The following is a 14,536-nucleotide window of genomic DNA, read 5'->3' on the forward strand; positions in this document are numbered from 1 at the left end:
CACCCCACACCGAAAAAATAGAACCGGTTTCATTTCGGTGCTAGGTTCCGGTCATGCGAGTTGACGAGTACCTCAGACACGACTCTGTCGGGCTTGCCGAGCTGGTGCGAAACAAGGAGGTCACCTCCGCCGAACTCCTGGAGGCCGCGATCCAACGGGCCGCGCAGGTCAATCCCGAGCTCAACGCGATCATCCTGCCGATGTACGAGGAAGGGCGCCGGGTGGCCGCGACCTCTCCGGAAGGGCCGCTGGGCGGGGTTCCCTTCCTGCTCAAGGACCTCTTCCAGGACTACGCCGGGTTCCCTACATCGGCGGGGAACCGGGCGCTGCGGCATGTTCCGGTACGGCGTAACGCCGAGGTGGTGAACCGGTGGCTCGCGGCGGGTCTGGTGCCCTTCGGGAAAACCAACACCCCCGAGTTCGGGGCCAAGGCGGTCACCGAGTCCGACGCGTTCGGGCCCGCTCGCAACCCCTGGAACCCGGGGCACACGCCCGGGGGCTCCTCGGGTGGATCGGCTGCCGCTGTGGCCGCGGGAATCGTTCCGGCTGCGGGGGCCAACGACGGTGGCGGTTCGATTCGGATTCCCGCGGCTTGTTGTGGGCTGTTCGGGCTCAAGCCCGGGCGCGGGCGGGTTCCGTTCGGCCCCAACTGGGGCGAGCCCATGCACGGTGCCTCGGTGAACGGGGTCATCACGCGCACGGTGCGCGACAGCGCGGCTTTGTTGGAGGCGATGGCGGGGTCGGAACCGACGTCGCCGTATCCGATCGCGCCGCCGGGGCGTCCCTACACCGAGGAGGTCGGCCGGGATCCGGGGAAGTTGCGGATCGGGTTCACCGAGTACTCGCCGTTGGGTACGCGCGTGCACCCCGAGGCGGTTCGGGCGGTGCGTGAGGCCGCGGCTCTGCTGGAAGGGCTGGGTCACGAGGTGGTGGAGGCCGAGCCGGCCATCAACGGCCGGGCGCTCACCGAGGACTTCCTGACCCTCTGGTACGGGTCGATGGCCGCACTGGTGGACGGGATCAAGGCCGACACCGGCTGTTCGGACGCCGACTTCGAGCCCGACACCCTGATGTTGGCCGCCATGGGCCGGACCCGTACGGCCGCCGACTACGTGCGGGGCAACGACCGGTGGAACGACCACGTTCTGGCGTTGGCCGAGTTCCACGCTCAGTACGATCTGCTGCTCACCCCGACCATCGCGGGCCCGCCGGTGACCATCGGCCGCCTGGACCCGCCGCCGTGGCTGCGCAGGGCCGAACGCCTGCTGGTGCGCACCGGAACCGAGCGGGTGGTCACCGCGACCAATCTGGTCACCACGGAGGTCATGAACAACCTCACCGCGACCCCGTTCACGCTGATGGCCAACCTCACCGGCACCCCCGCGATGTCGGTTCCGCTGCACTGGACGGAGTCCGGGCTGCCGCTGGGCGTGCAGTTCATCGCGGCCTCGGCGGGAGAGGGCTTGCTGTTGCGTCTGGCCGCCCAGTTGGAGGAGGCCAGCCCTTGGGCGGAGCGCCGCCCGGAGGGCTTTTCCTTCCCCGCGCACGTTTGACCTTCGGGGTCAGCTCTCGACGGCGTCCTTGACGAACACGATGCCGTCGCTGGCGGCCAGGTGGGCCGGGTCGAAGGAGGCGTAGCCGAACCACGGGGACACGCGGGGCTCGGGACGCGTGTCCCCGAGTGCGGCGGCCAGACGTCGGGCGTCGACGACGCACCGGCCCTCGGGGAGTCGCTTTCGATCGCGATCGTGCGGTAGCCCTCCTGTTCGACGAGCTGCTGGAAGAGCTCGTTGCGGACCTGGCGCAGGGTGTTCTCGCCGTGGGTGGGCTCGCCCAGGGCGAGGATCCGGGGCCGGTTCACGAGGAGCCCCAGGACGGAGGCGGATGCGAAGGCATGGGTGCTGTCCGTGATGTCAGTATCCATACCTTCGACGGTATCGCTGAACTCTCGATTGAAACTTAAGAGCGTTAGTCTCCTGGCCATGGCGAAAAAGCTTCAAAGCGGGATACGCCTCCGACCGATCGACCTGGCACGCGGGCACGGTCTGTCCACCCAGGCGGTCCGCAACTACGAGGTGGACGGAATCCTCCCTGCGGCCGAGCGCACCCCGCACGGTTACCGCGTCTACACTCCGCTGCACGCGGCGGCGCTGGGCGCCTTCCTCGCCCTGATACCGGGCCACGGCCACGCGACGGCGGCGTCGATCCTGCGTTCGGTGAACCGGGGCACGGTCGACGCGGCGTTCCAACTCCTCGACGAGAGCCACGCCCAGCTCCTCGAAGACCGGCGAACCCTTCGGGCGGTGGAGCACGCCTTGCGCGACCTGAGTCCCGTGGCGACACCCGAGCCCGGCCCTGGTTCGGGGCACACGTTCATCGGGCCGCTCGCCCATCAGCTCGGAATCCGGCCCGCCACCCTGCGCAAGTGGGAGCGCGCCGGTCTGGTCTCACCGCGCCGCGACCCGCGGACGGGCTATCGCGTCTACGACGAGGCCGACGTCCGGGACACCCGCCTGGCCCATCAGCTCCGACGGGGCGGCTACCTGCTGGACCAGATCGCCCCGCTGATCACCCAGGTCCGGAGCGCGGGCGGCCTGGAGCCGTTGGAGGCCGCCCTGGCCGACTGGCACGGCCGCCTGTCCGACCGCGGCCGGGCGATGCTCGCCGGAGCCGCGGAGCTGGACGCGTACCTGCGCCAGCGCGGGTGAGCCCTGCTCAGCTCGGCTGCGGCCAGGGCCAGTTCTCTTCGAAGGTCGCAGGCACGGCGACGCACTGAACGGCGTCCTCGTAGGTGATCCGCCCCGGTGAGGTGGTCCGCAGCTCCACCCAGCCGACGCCGTAGCGATCGAGCAGGTCCAGATAGGCCCTGGTCATGTCCAGGAGCTCCGCCGAGGAGGCCCGGAACCAGGCCCGGGCGCCAGGATGCAGGACGGGGTCGTAGCAGTCGGGGTCGACCGTCGTCGGATCGGTGTGCATCGCGTTCCCGCGGTCGTTGGCCGAGCGGTGCCAGGCGGCGTCCTGCTGAGTCAGAAGACCCGTTCGGGCCAGCCCGTTCGCGAGGGCGAACACCCCTGGGAACCGGCCACGGCGGTTGGGCACCACGCTCTGGAAGCGCACGTATTCGTTCATGGGCCGCAGGTTAGCGCCCCGCCGTGGTGGCGAGGGCCGAGGGCGGCCATCGGAGTTAGCCGCCCGTGCCCGCCCCGGGGCGTTTCGGGGCGGGCACGGAAGGGATGCTGATTGGCGTTGATGACCGAAAGCTATGCCTCGGGGCCAGCCACGGTCAGGACGATCTTGCCGGTGGTGCGGTTGGTCTCGCCCAGGGCGTGCGCCTCGGCCGCCTCGGCCAGCGGGAAGACCGCCTCCACATGGGCCCTGAGAGCCCCCTTCTCGACCAGTTCGGCGACCGCGTTCATCCCGGCGTGGTCGGCCTCCACCAACATCGGTGTGGCCCGGATTCCGCGCTGGGCGGCCTGCTCGACGACCTCGCCGCGCAGCGGCAGCAGGGAGACCAGGGTCCCGCCCGGACGCAGCACCTCCAGGGAACGGGCCGCGACCTCACCGGCGAGCGGATCCAGGACCACGTCGATGTCCCCGGTAGCCTCGGCGAAGTCCACCTCGCGGTAGTCGATCACCTCGTCCGCGCCCAGCTCGCGAAGGAAGTCGTGCTTGGGCGTGCTCGCGGTGCCGATGACGTGTGCTCCGTGGGCTTTGGCGATCTGGACCGCCAGGTGACCGACCCCGCCGGCGGCCGCGTGCACCAGGACGCGCTGACCGGCGCGGATTCCGGCGGTGTCCACGAGAGCCTGGTATGCGGTCAGAGCGGCCAGCGGGAGTGCTCCGGCCTGGACGTGGTCGATTCCGGCGGGCTTGCGGGTGAAGGCCCGCGCCGGGCCGACCGCGTACTCGGCGTGCGATCCCACCCCGTGCGGGTAGGGCAGCATTCCGAACACCTCGTCGCCGGGCTGGAAGAGGGTCACGCCGTAGCCGACGGCCGCCACCACCCCGGAGACGTCCCAGCCGAGCACGAGAGGGAGGCGGTTCAGGAAGAGACCGGCCGAGCGGTGCTTCCAGTCGGTCGGGTTGATCCCGGCGGCGCGGACCGCGACCAGGATCTCGCTGGGCCCGGGCGCGGGCCTGGGGGCGCGGATCTCCTGGAGGACCTCGGGGCCGCCGTGGTTGTTCTGGCTGATGGCGCGCATGGTGGCGCCGGTGTCGTCGCTCATGGGTTCAGCCTGGCCGATGGCACCCCGGCACACCATGGCATGATTGTCATCTTTGGATAGGATCGTGCCATGAGTGTTCCGCACCGCGTGGTGGTCCTGGCGCTGCCCGGCGTCTATCCCTTCGAGCTGGGTATCCCCAACCGGGTGCTGGGCGCGGCCGACGGCCGCTACGAGTTGGTGACCTGCGGGGTCGGCGGCACCTCGGTACCCACCAACACGGACTTCGGTATCACGGTGGAGCACGGTTCCGAGGCTCTGGCCAGTGCCGACACCGTGGTGATCCCGCCCTTCGGCATGGACCGGCTCAGCCGCGATCTCAGCCCTGAGCTGGTCGCCGCCCTGGACACGATCCGCCCCGGCACGCGTGTGGTGTCCATCTGCACGGGCGCGTTCGTCCTGGCCGCCGCGGGGTGGCTCGACGGGCGCCCGGCCACCACCCACTGGTCGCTCACCGAGGTCTTCCGGTCCTGGTTCCCGAAGGTGGACCTGGACCCCGACGTGCTCTTCGTGGACGACGGTGACCTGTTGACCTCGGCGGGCGCGGCCTCGGGGGTGGACGTGTGCCTGCACCTGGTCCGCTCCGACCACGGCAGCGAGCTGGCCAACCGGGTGGCGCGGATCTGCGTGGTACCGCCCTGGCGCGACGGCGGTCAGGCCCAGTACATCGAGCAACCCGTGCCGGAGGAGGGGCGCGAGGGCGCCGCGGCGGCCCGGGCCTGGGCGATGGAGCGTCTCGGTGAGCCGCTGACCCTCAACGACCTGGCCGAACACGCGCACATGAGCCTGCGCACCTTCATTCGCAGGTTCAACGACGAGGTGGGGATGAGCCCGGGGCGGTGGCTGATCCAGCAGCGCGTCCTGCGGGCCCGGCACCTGTTGGAATCCACCGACCTGCCGGTGGACGAGATCGCCGGTCAGGTCGGTTTCGCCACCGGGACGTCGCTAAGGCAACATCTACGGGCCGCCATCGGCGTGTCCCCGATCACGTACCGGCGCACCTTCCGAGGGGTGACAGCCGACATTTCCTGAGGTCAGAGCGCCTTCCGCCCGAGTCATCAATATTTTGATGACGGACATAGGAAATGGCATTGGAAAGTTATTGCACAAGCAACTAACTTCGGATCATCACCGCTCTGACGCTGTGGCCCACGGTGCGAACCCGGCGGAATCAGCCCGTCAGAGCGGTGGGGACCACCATCATCCGGGCACAGCGCCCGTACGACCTCGGAGCGACACGGCATGTCCAAGATCCTTTTCGTGATGACCGGCGCCGACTTCTGGACCCTGGCCGACGGCACCCAGCACCCGACCGGGTTCTGGGCCGAGGAGGCCGTCGCACCCTACGAGGCCTTCAAGGAGGCGGGGCACGAGATCGTCGTCGCCACCCCCGGCGGGGTCGTTCCCCCCGTCGACCAGGGCAGCCTGTCCGCGGCAGCCAACGGCGGCCAGGAGAACGCCGACCGCATCGCCGCCGGGCTGGACTCCTTCACCGAACTCCGCTCGCCCATCAAGCTGGAGGACGTCGACCTCGACGGCTACGCCGCCGTCTTCTACCCGGGCGGTCACGGCCCCATGGAGGACCTGGCCGTGAACACCGTCTCCGGCGACCTGCTCATCGCCGCCCTGGACTCGGGCAAGCCGATCGGCGTGGTCTGCCACGCCCCGGCCGCGCTCCTGGCAGCCGAGCGCTCCGACGGCAGCAACGCGTTCGCCGGTTACCGGGTGTCGGCCTTCACCAACGACGAGGAGACCCAGGCCGGGCTGGCCGACAAGGCCGAGTGGCTGCTCCAGGACCGCCTGGTCGAGGCCGGGGTGGAATTCCAGGAAGGCGAGCCCTGGGCGCCCAAGGTCGAGGTGGACCGCAACCTGGTCACCGGCCAGAACCCGGCCTCCTCCGCACCGCTGGCCCAGGAACTGCTCAAGCACCTGAGCTGATCCCGCCCCGCCCGCCCTGCCACGATCGCGCCGGGGCGGGCCGGTCGGACCGCCCCGGCTCCTCGCGTTGGCCAGGGTGGATTCACCCGCGATCCGGTCCCGGGTTCAGGCTCGGGGCTCCGCACGGGCCCGGATACCGTCCCGGGTGTACATCCACGCGGTGCCGCAGGTGAAGGGGACCTCCGTGCAGCCCTTGGACAGGCACGGCTCCCAGGCGCCGCAGCCCTTCTTCCTCGCCAGGGCGCTGCCGTGCGGGTCGGGCTCGTCGGGCCCCAGGGTGGCCAGCAGCGTATGGGCCTCCTCCGTGCCGAAGGCCGACACGGCCAAGCCGCGCAGCTCGCGTTCTCGGACCGGGTCCAGGCCGTCCCGGAACACCAGGATGTCGGACAGGGTCCGGCGGGCCAGGTCCACCACCTCCCGCTGGGCCGCGCTGAGACGGGGGTGGGCCCGCTCGTAGCGGCGCAGGTGTTCCAGCCACAGGTCACGACGGGCCCGGGGAGGGAGTTCGGCGAAGATGAGACGGCGGCGGACCAGGGGATGGGCCGCGAACACGTCGTAGTCCCTTGGCAGGCGATCCCGGTGGGCCTCCACCCACTCACGGGCCAGGGCGTGGTCAGAGCGGGCCAGCTCGGGGGTGCGCCCGGCCAGCGCCAGGGTTATCACCGCGGCTCCGCCCTCCCGCAACCGTTGCAGACACGGTTTCCCCGGTCGGCTGGATGTGGTGACCCGGGCCCGCTCCCAGGGGGCGCGGCGGCGCTGGCGGCTCAGTTCGCCCAGAGCTTCCACCACCCGCAGGGTCGCCTGGGCGCCCAGCCCCCGCACGAGCGGGCGGACCATGGACACCCCGCGCCAGCAACGGACCTCGGCGCCTCGGTGACGGACCAGGGTCGGCACCCAGGGGGCGTTGGGCCCCCACTGTCGGACCCGCCACTCCTGCACCTGTGGATGGGTGAGCGGAAGCGTTTCCAGCCTGCCCCCCGACACCGCCTCCACCGCGTTGGAGATGTCCGCGCACCTGTCGCACGAGGAGTCGAACGCCAACACGTACCGAGCCCGAATGTGCCCCATGATCTCCCTTCCCGCGTCGCCGTCTCCCAGTGTTGGCGTGCGGGATCCGCCATGGGGCGGGTTCTCGGAACTTGGTGCTCCCAATCAACGGTCCTGGACCCGGAAAACGGCGCGAACACGGATGAACCCGCGATCACGCCGTTCGTTACCACGCGTTTTGGTGGTCACCTGGACTGGTTATCGGCCTGGCCGAGCTCCGTGGCGGGCCCCTGGAGGAAGGGCTTGGCCCGGTCAGCTCCGGACCGGCTCCACCGCCGCGGGCTCAAGGACGACCTCGTGGACCGTCCAGCAGTCCGAACTCTCGGTGCCGACCTCCGCACCACAAGCGGCGCAGAGCAGGTTGGGCCCGTCGATCCCGGAAGGGCCGCAGCAACCGCTCATCCTCGTCCGGTTGTCGGTGTACCTGGTACCGGTCACGTCAGCGGGGGCGAGAACGAACCCGCCGATCTGCTGCTCCTCGGGCTCGGCCGCCGCGAAGGTGCCGGGGGTCATCCGCGGCGGGCACTCGGGCATCTCCGCGTCGTCCTCGGAGGCGAGCTGGAAAGGGGCGACAGCGTCGCCGATGTCAGGCAGGGGCACCTCACGCATGGCTTTGGTGATCGTGGCATGGCAGCCACGGCAACGAAAATAAGACACAAGCCCCATCATTCCGCACACCCGGCCCCCTCCATGACGGTGTTGGCGCTCGAGACCCGAGAGTGGCGGCGTGCGCTGTAACGCTGGGACATCCCCTCCTCGTCGTCGGGGGAGTGTCCCGGGCTGGCCCGGCCGGGGGCGGGGAGGGAAGGTGAAGAAGGGGAGCCGTCGGGGAGGTCGCTCATGCCCCGCATGCCTAGCCAGCAGGCGACGGACACTAGGCTGCGCCGAGACCGAGTGGAGGTTCGCGTATGGACAGTGACCAGGAGAGCGCCTGTGAGGACGGGCGGGAGCAGGTAGAGCAGGCCGTCGCCGGTGAGCTGAGCCTGCACCGGCCGCAGGTGCGCACCTCGCGTGAGCTCGCCGGGGCGCTGTTGGACCCGGAGTTCGTGGAGGTCGGCAAGTCGGGTCGGCGCTGGGACCGGGAGGCGATGCTCGCCGAGCTGCCTTCGATGACCTCCGGCGGGCCGGATGCGGAGATCGGTGTGCGGGACATGCGCGGTGTCCTGCTGTCTCCTGGCCTGGTCCACCTGACCTACGCCACCGAGGTCAACGGGCAGCGGGCACTGCGCAGCGCCCTGTGGCGGCGTGACGGTCAAGGCCGGTGGCGGACGTTCTACCACCAGGGGACCCCAGCCGCCGACTGAGCGCGGTGGGACCTGGCTGCCTTGGCGAGTCCGAGATCACCCGAAAAAGACAGGTCAAGGTAGGTTTCAGCGCCGATTTTCCCTTCCCGGAGGGCCTCCTGCGGGTATTCTGTGCCCGGAGCTACGATCCGGTCGGTTCGGTCCCCGGCCCGCGCATCCGGAACTTCGCCCGCACTCCTTCGGGCCCGGATCGCGTCGGTGCGCTCCCGCGGACTTCGCACAGCGGCACCAGCCGCACACCACGTCCTCGGCGTCCGCGGTTTCATGTCCGGTTTCCCCGGCGAACCGACGGACCAGGATCACCCCTGGGAGCGCGGTCGGCGAAGACCCACCATGTAGGCGATTCTCCACGGCGCAACCCAGAAACCGACCCAGGCTGTCAAGGCTTGGAGCGTGATGCTGGATCGGAGAGGACGACAGCGAACAAGAGGTACCCGATGACCAGTGTCTGCCCGCACTGCGGATGGCCCGACGAACAGCCCTTCGCGGTGCTCTCCCAGCACCGCACCGGTACGGGCCTGACCGTGTGGTCACGCTGTGCCTGCGGTTCGACGCAGATCCGTGAGACCGGTGTCGCCGGTACCCGGATCATCTCGCGCGGCCGCCCGACCCAGGCCCCGCAGAACCCGCCCTGCGCGGCCTGAGGACGGCCCGAACTCGCCACCCCGGTCGATCGGGGCGGTTATCCACAGGAACGGTGCGGAAATCGTGGCCCCGGAGCCGTCCGCGATACGGTTACGGGCATGGGGAACACACCGGCACGGCCGTCCACTTCGGCCGAGGACTACGTGAAGGTCATCTACGACCTCCAGGAACGCGGCACGGGGCCGGTGACGATCTCCGGCATGGCCGAGCGGCTGTCGGTGTCCAACTCCTCGGTTTCGGGGATGCTCCGCAAACTCAACGAACTCGGTTTCGTCGAGCACCAGCGCTACGGCAACGTCAGCCTCACCGAGACCGGCACCAAGGCCGCCCTGGCGGTGCTGCGTCGCCACCGGCTGCTGGAGACCTACCTGGTGGCCGAGCTGGGCTACTCCTGGGACGAGGTGCACGACGAGGCCGAAATCCTCGAGCACGTCGTTTCGGACAAGTTCGTCGACCGCATCGCCGCCCACCTGGGTGACCCGGTCGTGGATCCGCACGGCGACCCGATCCCCACTCGTGAGGGCAGTATCGTCGAACGCGAGTCCGTGCTGCTTTCGGAGGCCGAGGCCGGAACCTCGGGGGTGGTCGTCCGGGTCAACGACACCGACCCCGAACTCCTGCGCTACCTCGCTGACATCGACATCGGCATCGGCATGCGCGTGGAGGTCGTGGAACGGCTGCCCTTCGCCGGTTCCCTCCAGCTCTCGGTCCACCCGGAGAAGGGCGGCCAGACCCGCGACCAGGTCCTGGGCCTGGTCGCCGCCGAGGCCCTCTGGCTCAGCCCCGAGGAGTGACCGGACGTGTCGTTCCCTTCGCTCGGCTGGGACCGGCTACCCGCGCCCGGGAGCGAAGGGAGACGACGGCCGTCCCTGAGCATCAGGCCTGTGGGCGCGCGCCCGGCTGGCCGGAGCCGATGACGAAGCGGGCGCGATCGCGGATGGGTGCGCCCGGCTCGCTCACGTAGTCGACCACCCGGTAGTCGGCGGTCCACTCCGTGGGGGTCACCGTGTTACGCACGTAGCCCCGGTTGCGGTTGATGAATTTGATGTGCGGGTTCTCGGCGAGCTGGACCGCGTCGCCCGGGTTCTGCTCCACCCCGTCGCGGCCGCTGGTGAAGGACGTGCCCACCAGCTCGGTGGCCACCGTCTCCGAGTACGCGTCGTCGAAGTCGGCCTTGACGTCCACCACGTAGTTGGCGTGCACGTCGCCGGTGATCACGACCGGGTTGGACACCCCGGCGATCTCGTCACGGACGCTGTCGCGCTCCACCTTGTAGTTGTCCCAGGCGTCGTCGCTGAAGTTGGTGGCATCGCCCCCGGCGAAGTCGCGCTGGGAGAAGAACACCTGCTGGGCCAGGACGTTCCAGGTGGCGCTGGAGTCCGCCAAGCTCTGGGACAGCCACCTGCGCTGGTCGGCGCCGAGCAGGGTGCGCTCGGGATCGTCGCGTTCGGAGTCCTCCACCTGCGCGTCCCGGTACTGGCGGGTGTCCAGCAGGTGCATGTCGACCAGGTTGCCGAAGGTCAGCCTGCGGTACAGGTGCAGGTCGGGACCGGCCGGTCGCTGGGCGGCGCGCAGCGGCATGTGCTCGTAGTAGGCCTTGAGCGCGTGCTCGCGGCGCAGCAGGAACTCCTCCGGCGGGACGTCCTCCTCATAGGAGGTGTCGTCGGCCCAGTTGTTCTCCAGTTCGTGGTCGTCGAAGACCACCGCCCACGGGAAGGCCGCGTGCGCTGCCTGGAGATCGTGGTCGGTCTTGTACTGGGCGTGCCGGAGCCGGTACTCGGTCAGGGAGCGAACCTCCACCGCGGGGAAGTGGCCGCGGCCGATGCTGCCCTGGTCGGCCGTCTCGTAGATGTAGTCGCCGAGGAAGGCCACCAGGTCCAGGTCCTCCTCGGCGAGGCGGGCCTGGGCGGTGTAGTGGCCGTGGGTGTATCTCTGGCAGCTGGCGAACGCGAAGGCGAACCGGTCCAGGCGGGTGCCCGGGACCGGGGCGGTCCTGGTACGGCCGACCGGGCTGATCTCGTTGCCGACCCGGAAGCGGTAGAAGTAGTCGGCACGCGGGCGCAGGTGCTCCAGTTCCACGTGCACCGAATGCGCCTGGTCGGGTCCGGTCTCGGTGGTTCCGGAGGCGGCGAGGGTGGCGAAGTCCTCACGGTGGGAGACCTGCCACTCGACCTCGACCGTGCGGTCGGGCATCCCGCCGAGGCCGTCCTCGGCGAGCGGGTCGGGGGCCAGCCGGGTCCAGAGCACGACGCCGTCGTGGCGGGGGTCTCCGGAGGCGACGCCCAGGGTGAAGGGTTCGGAGATCACGGGGCCTCGAGGGGCCGGGGTGGCCGCGAGCGCGGAGGGGGTGCCCAGAGTGGTACCCAGTGCGGCGGCGCCCAAAGTGACGGCCCCGCCCACCAGCGCCTGTCGGCGGGTGGTGTCGGGCCCGGAAGCGAACGAAGCGGACGGTCCCGAAGCTGCGGGGGATGCGGGTGTACCCGGCATGCACGGTCTCCTGGGTTCGTGTGGAGGACCGCCCCGGACTACCCGGAGCGGGAGGAACCGTGCTCCATCCCGTCATGGAAACAGGTACGCGCCAACCACTACGTGGTGAACATTACCCCCATTTCAGTGACGGACAGGTGACCCAGGGTCGCGAACTGGGGGTTTCTTTCGGACCCGAATATGAGGATCATCCCCGTTTCTCTCCCCAAAGGCCGAAAAGGCCGCCGTGGACCACGCCCTCGAAACCCTCATCACCGCCTCCGCGCTCCGGCGCCCGCGACCGCGGACGAGGACCCGCCCGGACTTGTCCACAACCCTCTCGCGCCAGCCCGCCCCATCACCTAGCCTGGACTCATGAACCAGCGACATTAAGCCCCAGGCCGCGGCCGAGGCCGGTCCGAGGCGAACGCCCGCGCACCACCGGGTGGCCACCACCCCAGGTGCCCGTGTTCGTCCGACCGAAAGCCCTCCATGACCACCCAGTCCACGCGTGAGCCACACACGCGTCTGTCCAGGCTGACCTGGCCGCTCTACACCTACGCCCTCTTCGAGGAGTTCATCCTCCTCTACCCCCTGTACGCTCTGTTCTTCACCGAGCACGGGCTCTCCGTGGCCCAGATCAGCTCGCTCTTCGTCCTTTGGTCCCTGACCAGTGTGCTGTTGGCGATCCCGGCCGGCGCCTGGGCCGACATCGTGCCCCGGCGCTACCTGCTGGCCGCCGCTCCGCTGCTGTCCGGAACCGGGTTCGCGCTCTGGCTGCTCTTCCCGTCGTACTGGGTGTTCGCCCTGGGCTTCGTGCTGTGGGGGACGGCCGGGGCCCTGGCCTCCGGTGCCTTCGAAGCGCTCGTCTACACCGAGCTCTCCCGCCGCGGCGCCGCTCAACAGTACGCGCGCGTCATGGGGGTGACCCGAGCCCTCGGAGTGGCCGCCGTGGGCGTGGCGACCCTGCTGGCCGTTCCGGTGATGGCCCACGGCGGTTACACGGCGATCGGCCTGGCCAGCGTTGCCGCGTGCCTGCTGTGCGCGCTGGCCGGTCTGGCCCTGCCCGAACACCGGGCCCCACGATCCGATGCCGCTGACCGCGGCAGCGCCCCGGAGGAGGGGAGCGGACCCGGTCTCGGCTACCTCCAGACGATGCGGCTCGGCCTGGCCGAGGCCCGCGGCAGCCGCGCCGTGCGCGACGCACTCATTCTGCTCGTGGTCATCACCGCGTTCTGGGGGATGCTGGAGGAGTACGTGCCCTTGCTGGCCGCCTCCGCCGGAGTCACCACCGATGACGTCCCCCTGGTCGTGCTCACCGTGTGGGTCTGCGTGACCCTGGGCGGTCTGCTCGCCGGGCCGGCCGCCCGGCTCTCACCGCGGACCCTCGGGTCCCTTCTGGCCCTGGCCGCCGCGGCCATCGCGGTCGGGGCCCTGCTGGGCAACCCGTTGGGCTGGGTGCTGCTCGGCTGCGGCTTCGGTGTGTGCCAGATGATGAACGTGGTCGCCGACGCCCGGCTGCAGGACAGCATCACCGGTTCCAGCCGGGCCACCGTCACCTCGCTGGCCGAGGTGGGCGCGGAGTCGGTGAGCGTGGTGTCCTTCCCGCTGTACGCGGGGGTGTTTCTGGTGCTCGGGCACGGGACGGCCTTCGTGCTGTTCGCCGCCCCGTACTTGCTGGCCGCCGTCCTGATGGCGCGGACCAGGGGCACCCGACCCGTGCCCACCGCTGACTGAAGCGGGTTCGACAACACCGTGCACGGTCACCCTCCGGAACCTCTCTGGAGAATTTTCCACGTTCCTTAACCGATCCGGCCGAACCCGGTCGTCTCGGCACGCATCTCCCCCTGTGTTGGAGTCTCCACGCTCCGGCATGGGCGCGGCAGACCCCCGGTCCGCCGCGTGGCACCGGGCCCGAGGACGGCGGGTCACGGCGCCCGGGCCGTAGGTGACGAGGGACCACCTACGGCCCGACCGGTTTTTCGGTGCCCCCTATTGATCCCCTTGCGTCCTTGAATAGCATCGTTTGTTGTGACACCTCAGACGACGAACACCGCGAACAGTGACGACCCAGGTCTCGCGTCCGTACGCGGGATCAGCGTCAGTTACACCGACCGCGGAGCAGGGTGCCCCGTCCTGTTCATCCACGGCCACCCCTTCGACAGAACCATGTGGGAACCCCAGGTCAGAGCATTGGCCGGGCGCGGCTACCGGACGATCGTGCCGGACCTGCGCGGTTACGGGCGCAGCACCGTCGTGCCCGGAGTGACCTCCATGGACACCCTCGCCCGCGACCTCGCCGCGTTCCTGGACCACCTGGAACTGGACGTGGTCAACGTGGTGGGCCTGTCCATGGGCGGTCAGGTCGCGCTGGAGCTGTACCGCCTCTTCCCCGACCGGGTGGACTCGCTGACCCTGGCGGCGACCAACCCGATGCCCGAGACCGAGCAGGGCAGGCTCTCCCGCAAACGCATGGCCGCCCGCCTGCGCGAGGAGGGCATGCGCGGCTACACCGACGAGATGCTGGTCGGTATGATGACCGCCGAGAACGTGCGGGAGATGCCCGCCGTCGCCGACCACGTGCGCGCCATGATGTACGCGGCCCCGCCCGAGGGCGCGGCCGCCGCCCAGCTGGGCCGGGCCGAACGCCCCGACCACACCCTGCTGCTCAAGCGCATCTCGGCCCCCACCCTGCTGGTGGTGGGTCAGCACGACGGGTTCACCCCACCCGAGGGGGCCGAGCTGATGCACGTCCAGGTACCGGACTCGGTCGTGGAGATCATCGAGGGAGCGGGTCACCTGCCCAATCTGGAGCGCCCGGACCGGTTCAACGAGGTCCTGCGCCGCTTCCTGGAACAGGCCCGAACCCGAACCCGCTGAGCCCCCGCGGCCCGCGGCAGGAGCCACGGGGCC

14 protein-coding genes are annotated in these 14,536 nt (G+C 70.1%); 9 read left to right on the top strand and 5 right to left on the bottom strand.

Annotated elements, in window-relative coordinates; genetic code table 11:
• Positions 1-53: 53 nt before the first annotated feature.
• Both NE857_RS16855 and NE857_RS16860 read left to right on the top strand, forming a co-directional pair.
• Entirely contained in the window at positions 54-1,553 is a 1,500-nt protein-coding gene (locus NE857_RS16855; protein WP_254416628.1) for an amidase, read from the top strand.
• A gap of 429 nt (positions 1,554-1,982) precedes the next feature.
• Positions 1,983-2,708, top strand: coding sequence for a TioE family transcriptional regulator (locus tag NE857_RS16860; protein ID WP_254416629.1), 726 nt, complete (start codon positions 1,983-1,985; stop codon positions 2,706-2,708).
• Between the two features lie 7 nt (positions 2,709-2,715).
• Here NE857_RS16860 and NE857_RS16865 read toward each other — a convergent pair whose 3' ends face one another.
• A complete protein-coding gene (locus NE857_RS16865) occupies positions 2,716-3,129 on the bottom strand; it encodes a hypothetical protein (RefSeq protein ID WP_254416630.1) in 414 nt (137 codons plus the stop codon).
• A 131-nt stretch (positions 3,130-3,260) separates the two neighbouring features.
• Positions 3,261-4,226 carry an NADP-dependent oxidoreductase gene (locus tag NE857_RS16870; RefSeq protein WP_254416631.1) on the bottom strand — a complete coding sequence of 322 codons (966 nt, stop codon included), beginning with the start codon at positions 4,224-4,226 and terminating at the stop codon, positions 3,261-3,263.
• A 69-nt stretch (positions 4,227-4,295) separates the two neighbouring features.
• On the opposite strand from NE857_RS16870, the gene NE857_RS16875 reads away from it, so the two are divergent.
• Together NE857_RS16875 and NE857_RS16880 are read left to right on the top strand one after the other, a co-directional pair.
• Positions 4,296-5,255, top strand: a complete 960-nt coding sequence (locus NE857_RS16875) for a GlxA family transcriptional regulator (protein ID WP_254416632.1) — start codon at positions 4,296-4,298, stop codon at positions 5,253-5,255.
• Between the two features lie 210 nt (positions 5,256-5,465).
• The gene (locus NE857_RS16880; RefSeq protein ID WP_254416633.1) at positions 5,466-6,161 is read left to right on the top strand and encodes a type 1 glutamine amidotransferase domain-containing protein; all 696 of its coding nucleotides are present in this window, start codon (positions 5,466-5,468) and stop codon (positions 6,159-6,161) included.
• Between the two features lie 105 nt (positions 6,162-6,266).
• On the opposite strand, the gene NE857_RS16885 is transcribed toward NE857_RS16880, so the two are convergent.
• Both NE857_RS16885 and NE857_RS16890 read right to left on the bottom strand, forming a co-directional pair.
• Positions 6,267-7,229, bottom strand: a complete 963-nt coding sequence (locus NE857_RS16885) for a bacteriocin fulvocin C-related protein (protein ID WP_254416634.1) — start codon at positions 7,227-7,229, stop codon at positions 6,267-6,269.
• 231 nt (positions 7,230-7,460) lie between these two features.
• The gene (locus NE857_RS16890; RefSeq protein WP_254416635.1) at positions 7,461-7,817 is read right to left on the bottom strand and encodes a hypothetical protein; all 357 of its coding nucleotides are present in this window, start codon (positions 7,815-7,817) and stop codon (positions 7,461-7,463) included.
• A 299-nt stretch (positions 7,818-8,116) separates the two neighbouring features.
• On the opposite strand from NE857_RS16890, the gene NE857_RS16895 reads away from it, so the two are divergent.
• The 3 genes from NE857_RS16895 to NE857_RS16905 all read left to right on the top strand — a co-directional run bounded on the left by NE857_RS16895 (position 8,117) and on the right by NE857_RS16905 (position 9,951).
• Positions 8,117-8,512: a nuclear transport factor 2 family protein gene (locus NE857_RS16895; RefSeq protein ID WP_254416636.1), complete on the top strand. Its 396-nt coding sequence runs from the start codon at positions 8,117-8,119 to the stop codon at positions 8,510-8,512.
• A 437-nt stretch (positions 8,513-8,949) separates the two neighbouring features.
• Positions 8,950-9,156 carry a hypothetical protein gene (locus NE857_RS16900; protein WP_254416637.1) on the top strand — a complete coding sequence of 69 codons (207 nt, stop codon included), beginning with the start codon at positions 8,950-8,952 and terminating at the stop codon, positions 9,154-9,156.
• A 99-nt stretch (positions 9,157-9,255) separates the two neighbouring features.
• The gene (locus NE857_RS16905; protein ID WP_026116463.1) at positions 9,256-9,951 is read left to right on the top strand and encodes a metal-dependent transcriptional regulator; all 696 of its coding nucleotides are present in this window, start codon (positions 9,256-9,258) and stop codon (positions 9,949-9,951) included.
• An 82-nt stretch (positions 9,952-10,033) separates the two neighbouring features.
• Here the strand turns inward: NE857_RS16905 and NE857_RS16910 are convergent, their stop codons facing one another.
• Positions 10,034-11,644 carry an alkaline phosphatase D family protein gene (locus tag NE857_RS16910; RefSeq protein ID WP_254416638.1) on the bottom strand — a complete coding sequence of 537 codons (1,611 nt, stop codon included), beginning with the start codon at positions 11,642-11,644 and terminating at the stop codon, positions 10,034-10,036.
• Between the two features lie 471 nt (positions 11,645-12,115).
• Between NE857_RS16910 and NE857_RS16915 the strand changes: the two genes are divergently transcribed.
• Together NE857_RS16915 and NE857_RS16920 are read left to right on the top strand one after the other, a co-directional pair.
• Complete coding sequence (locus NE857_RS16915) at positions 12,116-13,360, top strand: MFS transporter (protein WP_254416639.1); 1,245 nt, start codon at positions 12,116-12,118, stop codon at positions 13,358-13,360.
• 294 nt (positions 13,361-13,654) lie between these two features.
• A complete protein-coding gene (locus tag NE857_RS16920; RefSeq protein WP_254416640.1) occupies positions 13,655-14,503 on the top strand; it encodes an alpha/beta fold hydrolase in 849 nt (282 codons plus the stop codon).
• Positions 14,504-14,536: the final 33 nt, after the last annotated feature.

The organism is Nocardiopsis exhalans, assembly GCF_024134545.1.
GTDB classification, from domain to species: domain Bacteria; phylum Actinomycetota; class Actinomycetes; order Streptosporangiales; family Streptosporangiaceae; genus Nocardiopsis; species Nocardiopsis exhalans.

Coding starts and splice junctions, on each gene's coding strand:
- NE857_RS16880 (WP_254416633.1), top strand. CDS start 5,466: ATGTCCAAGATCCTTTTCGTGATGACCGGCGCCGACTTCTGGACCCTG.
- NE857_RS16870 (WP_254416631.1), bottom strand. CDS start 4,226: ATGAGCGACGACACCGGCGCCACCATGCGCGCCATCAGCCAGAACAAC.
- NE857_RS16905 (WP_026116463.1), top strand. CDS start 9,256: ATGGGGAACACACCGGCACGGCCGTCCACTTCGGCCGAGGACTACGTG.
- NE857_RS16890 (WP_254416635.1), bottom strand. CDS start 7,817: ATGCGTGAGGTGCCCCTGCCTGACATCGGCGACGCTGTCGCCCCTTTC.
- NE857_RS16860 (WP_254416629.1), top strand. CDS start 1,983: ATGGCGAAAAAGCTTCAAAGCGGGATACGCCTCCGACCGATCGACCTG.
- NE857_RS16885 (WP_254416634.1), bottom strand. CDS start 7,229: ATGGGGCACATTCGGGCTCGGTACGTGTTGGCGTTCGACTCCTCGTGC.
- NE857_RS16910 (WP_254416638.1), bottom strand. CDS start 11,644: ATGCCGGGTACACCCGCATCCCCCGCAGCTTCGGGACCGTCCGCTTCG.
- NE857_RS16865 (WP_254416630.1), bottom strand. CDS start 3,129: ATGAACGAATACGTGCGCTTCCAGAGCGTGGTGCCCAACCGCCGTGGC.
- NE857_RS16895 (WP_254416636.1), top strand. CDS start 8,117: ATGGACAGTGACCAGGAGAGCGCCTGTGAGGACGGGCGGGAGCAGGTA.
- NE857_RS16900 (WP_254416637.1), top strand. CDS start 8,950: ATGACCAGTGTCTGCCCGCACTGCGGATGGCCCGACGAACAGCCCTTC.
- NE857_RS16855 (WP_254416628.1), top strand. CDS start 54: ATGCGAGTTGACGAGTACCTCAGACACGACTCTGTCGGGCTTGCCGAG.
- NE857_RS16915 (WP_254416639.1), top strand. CDS start 12,116: ATGACCACCCAGTCCACGCGTGAGCCACACACGCGTCTGTCCAGGCTG.
- NE857_RS16875 (WP_254416632.1), top strand. CDS start 4,296: ATGAGTGTTCCGCACCGCGTGGTGGTCCTGGCGCTGCCCGGCGTCTAT.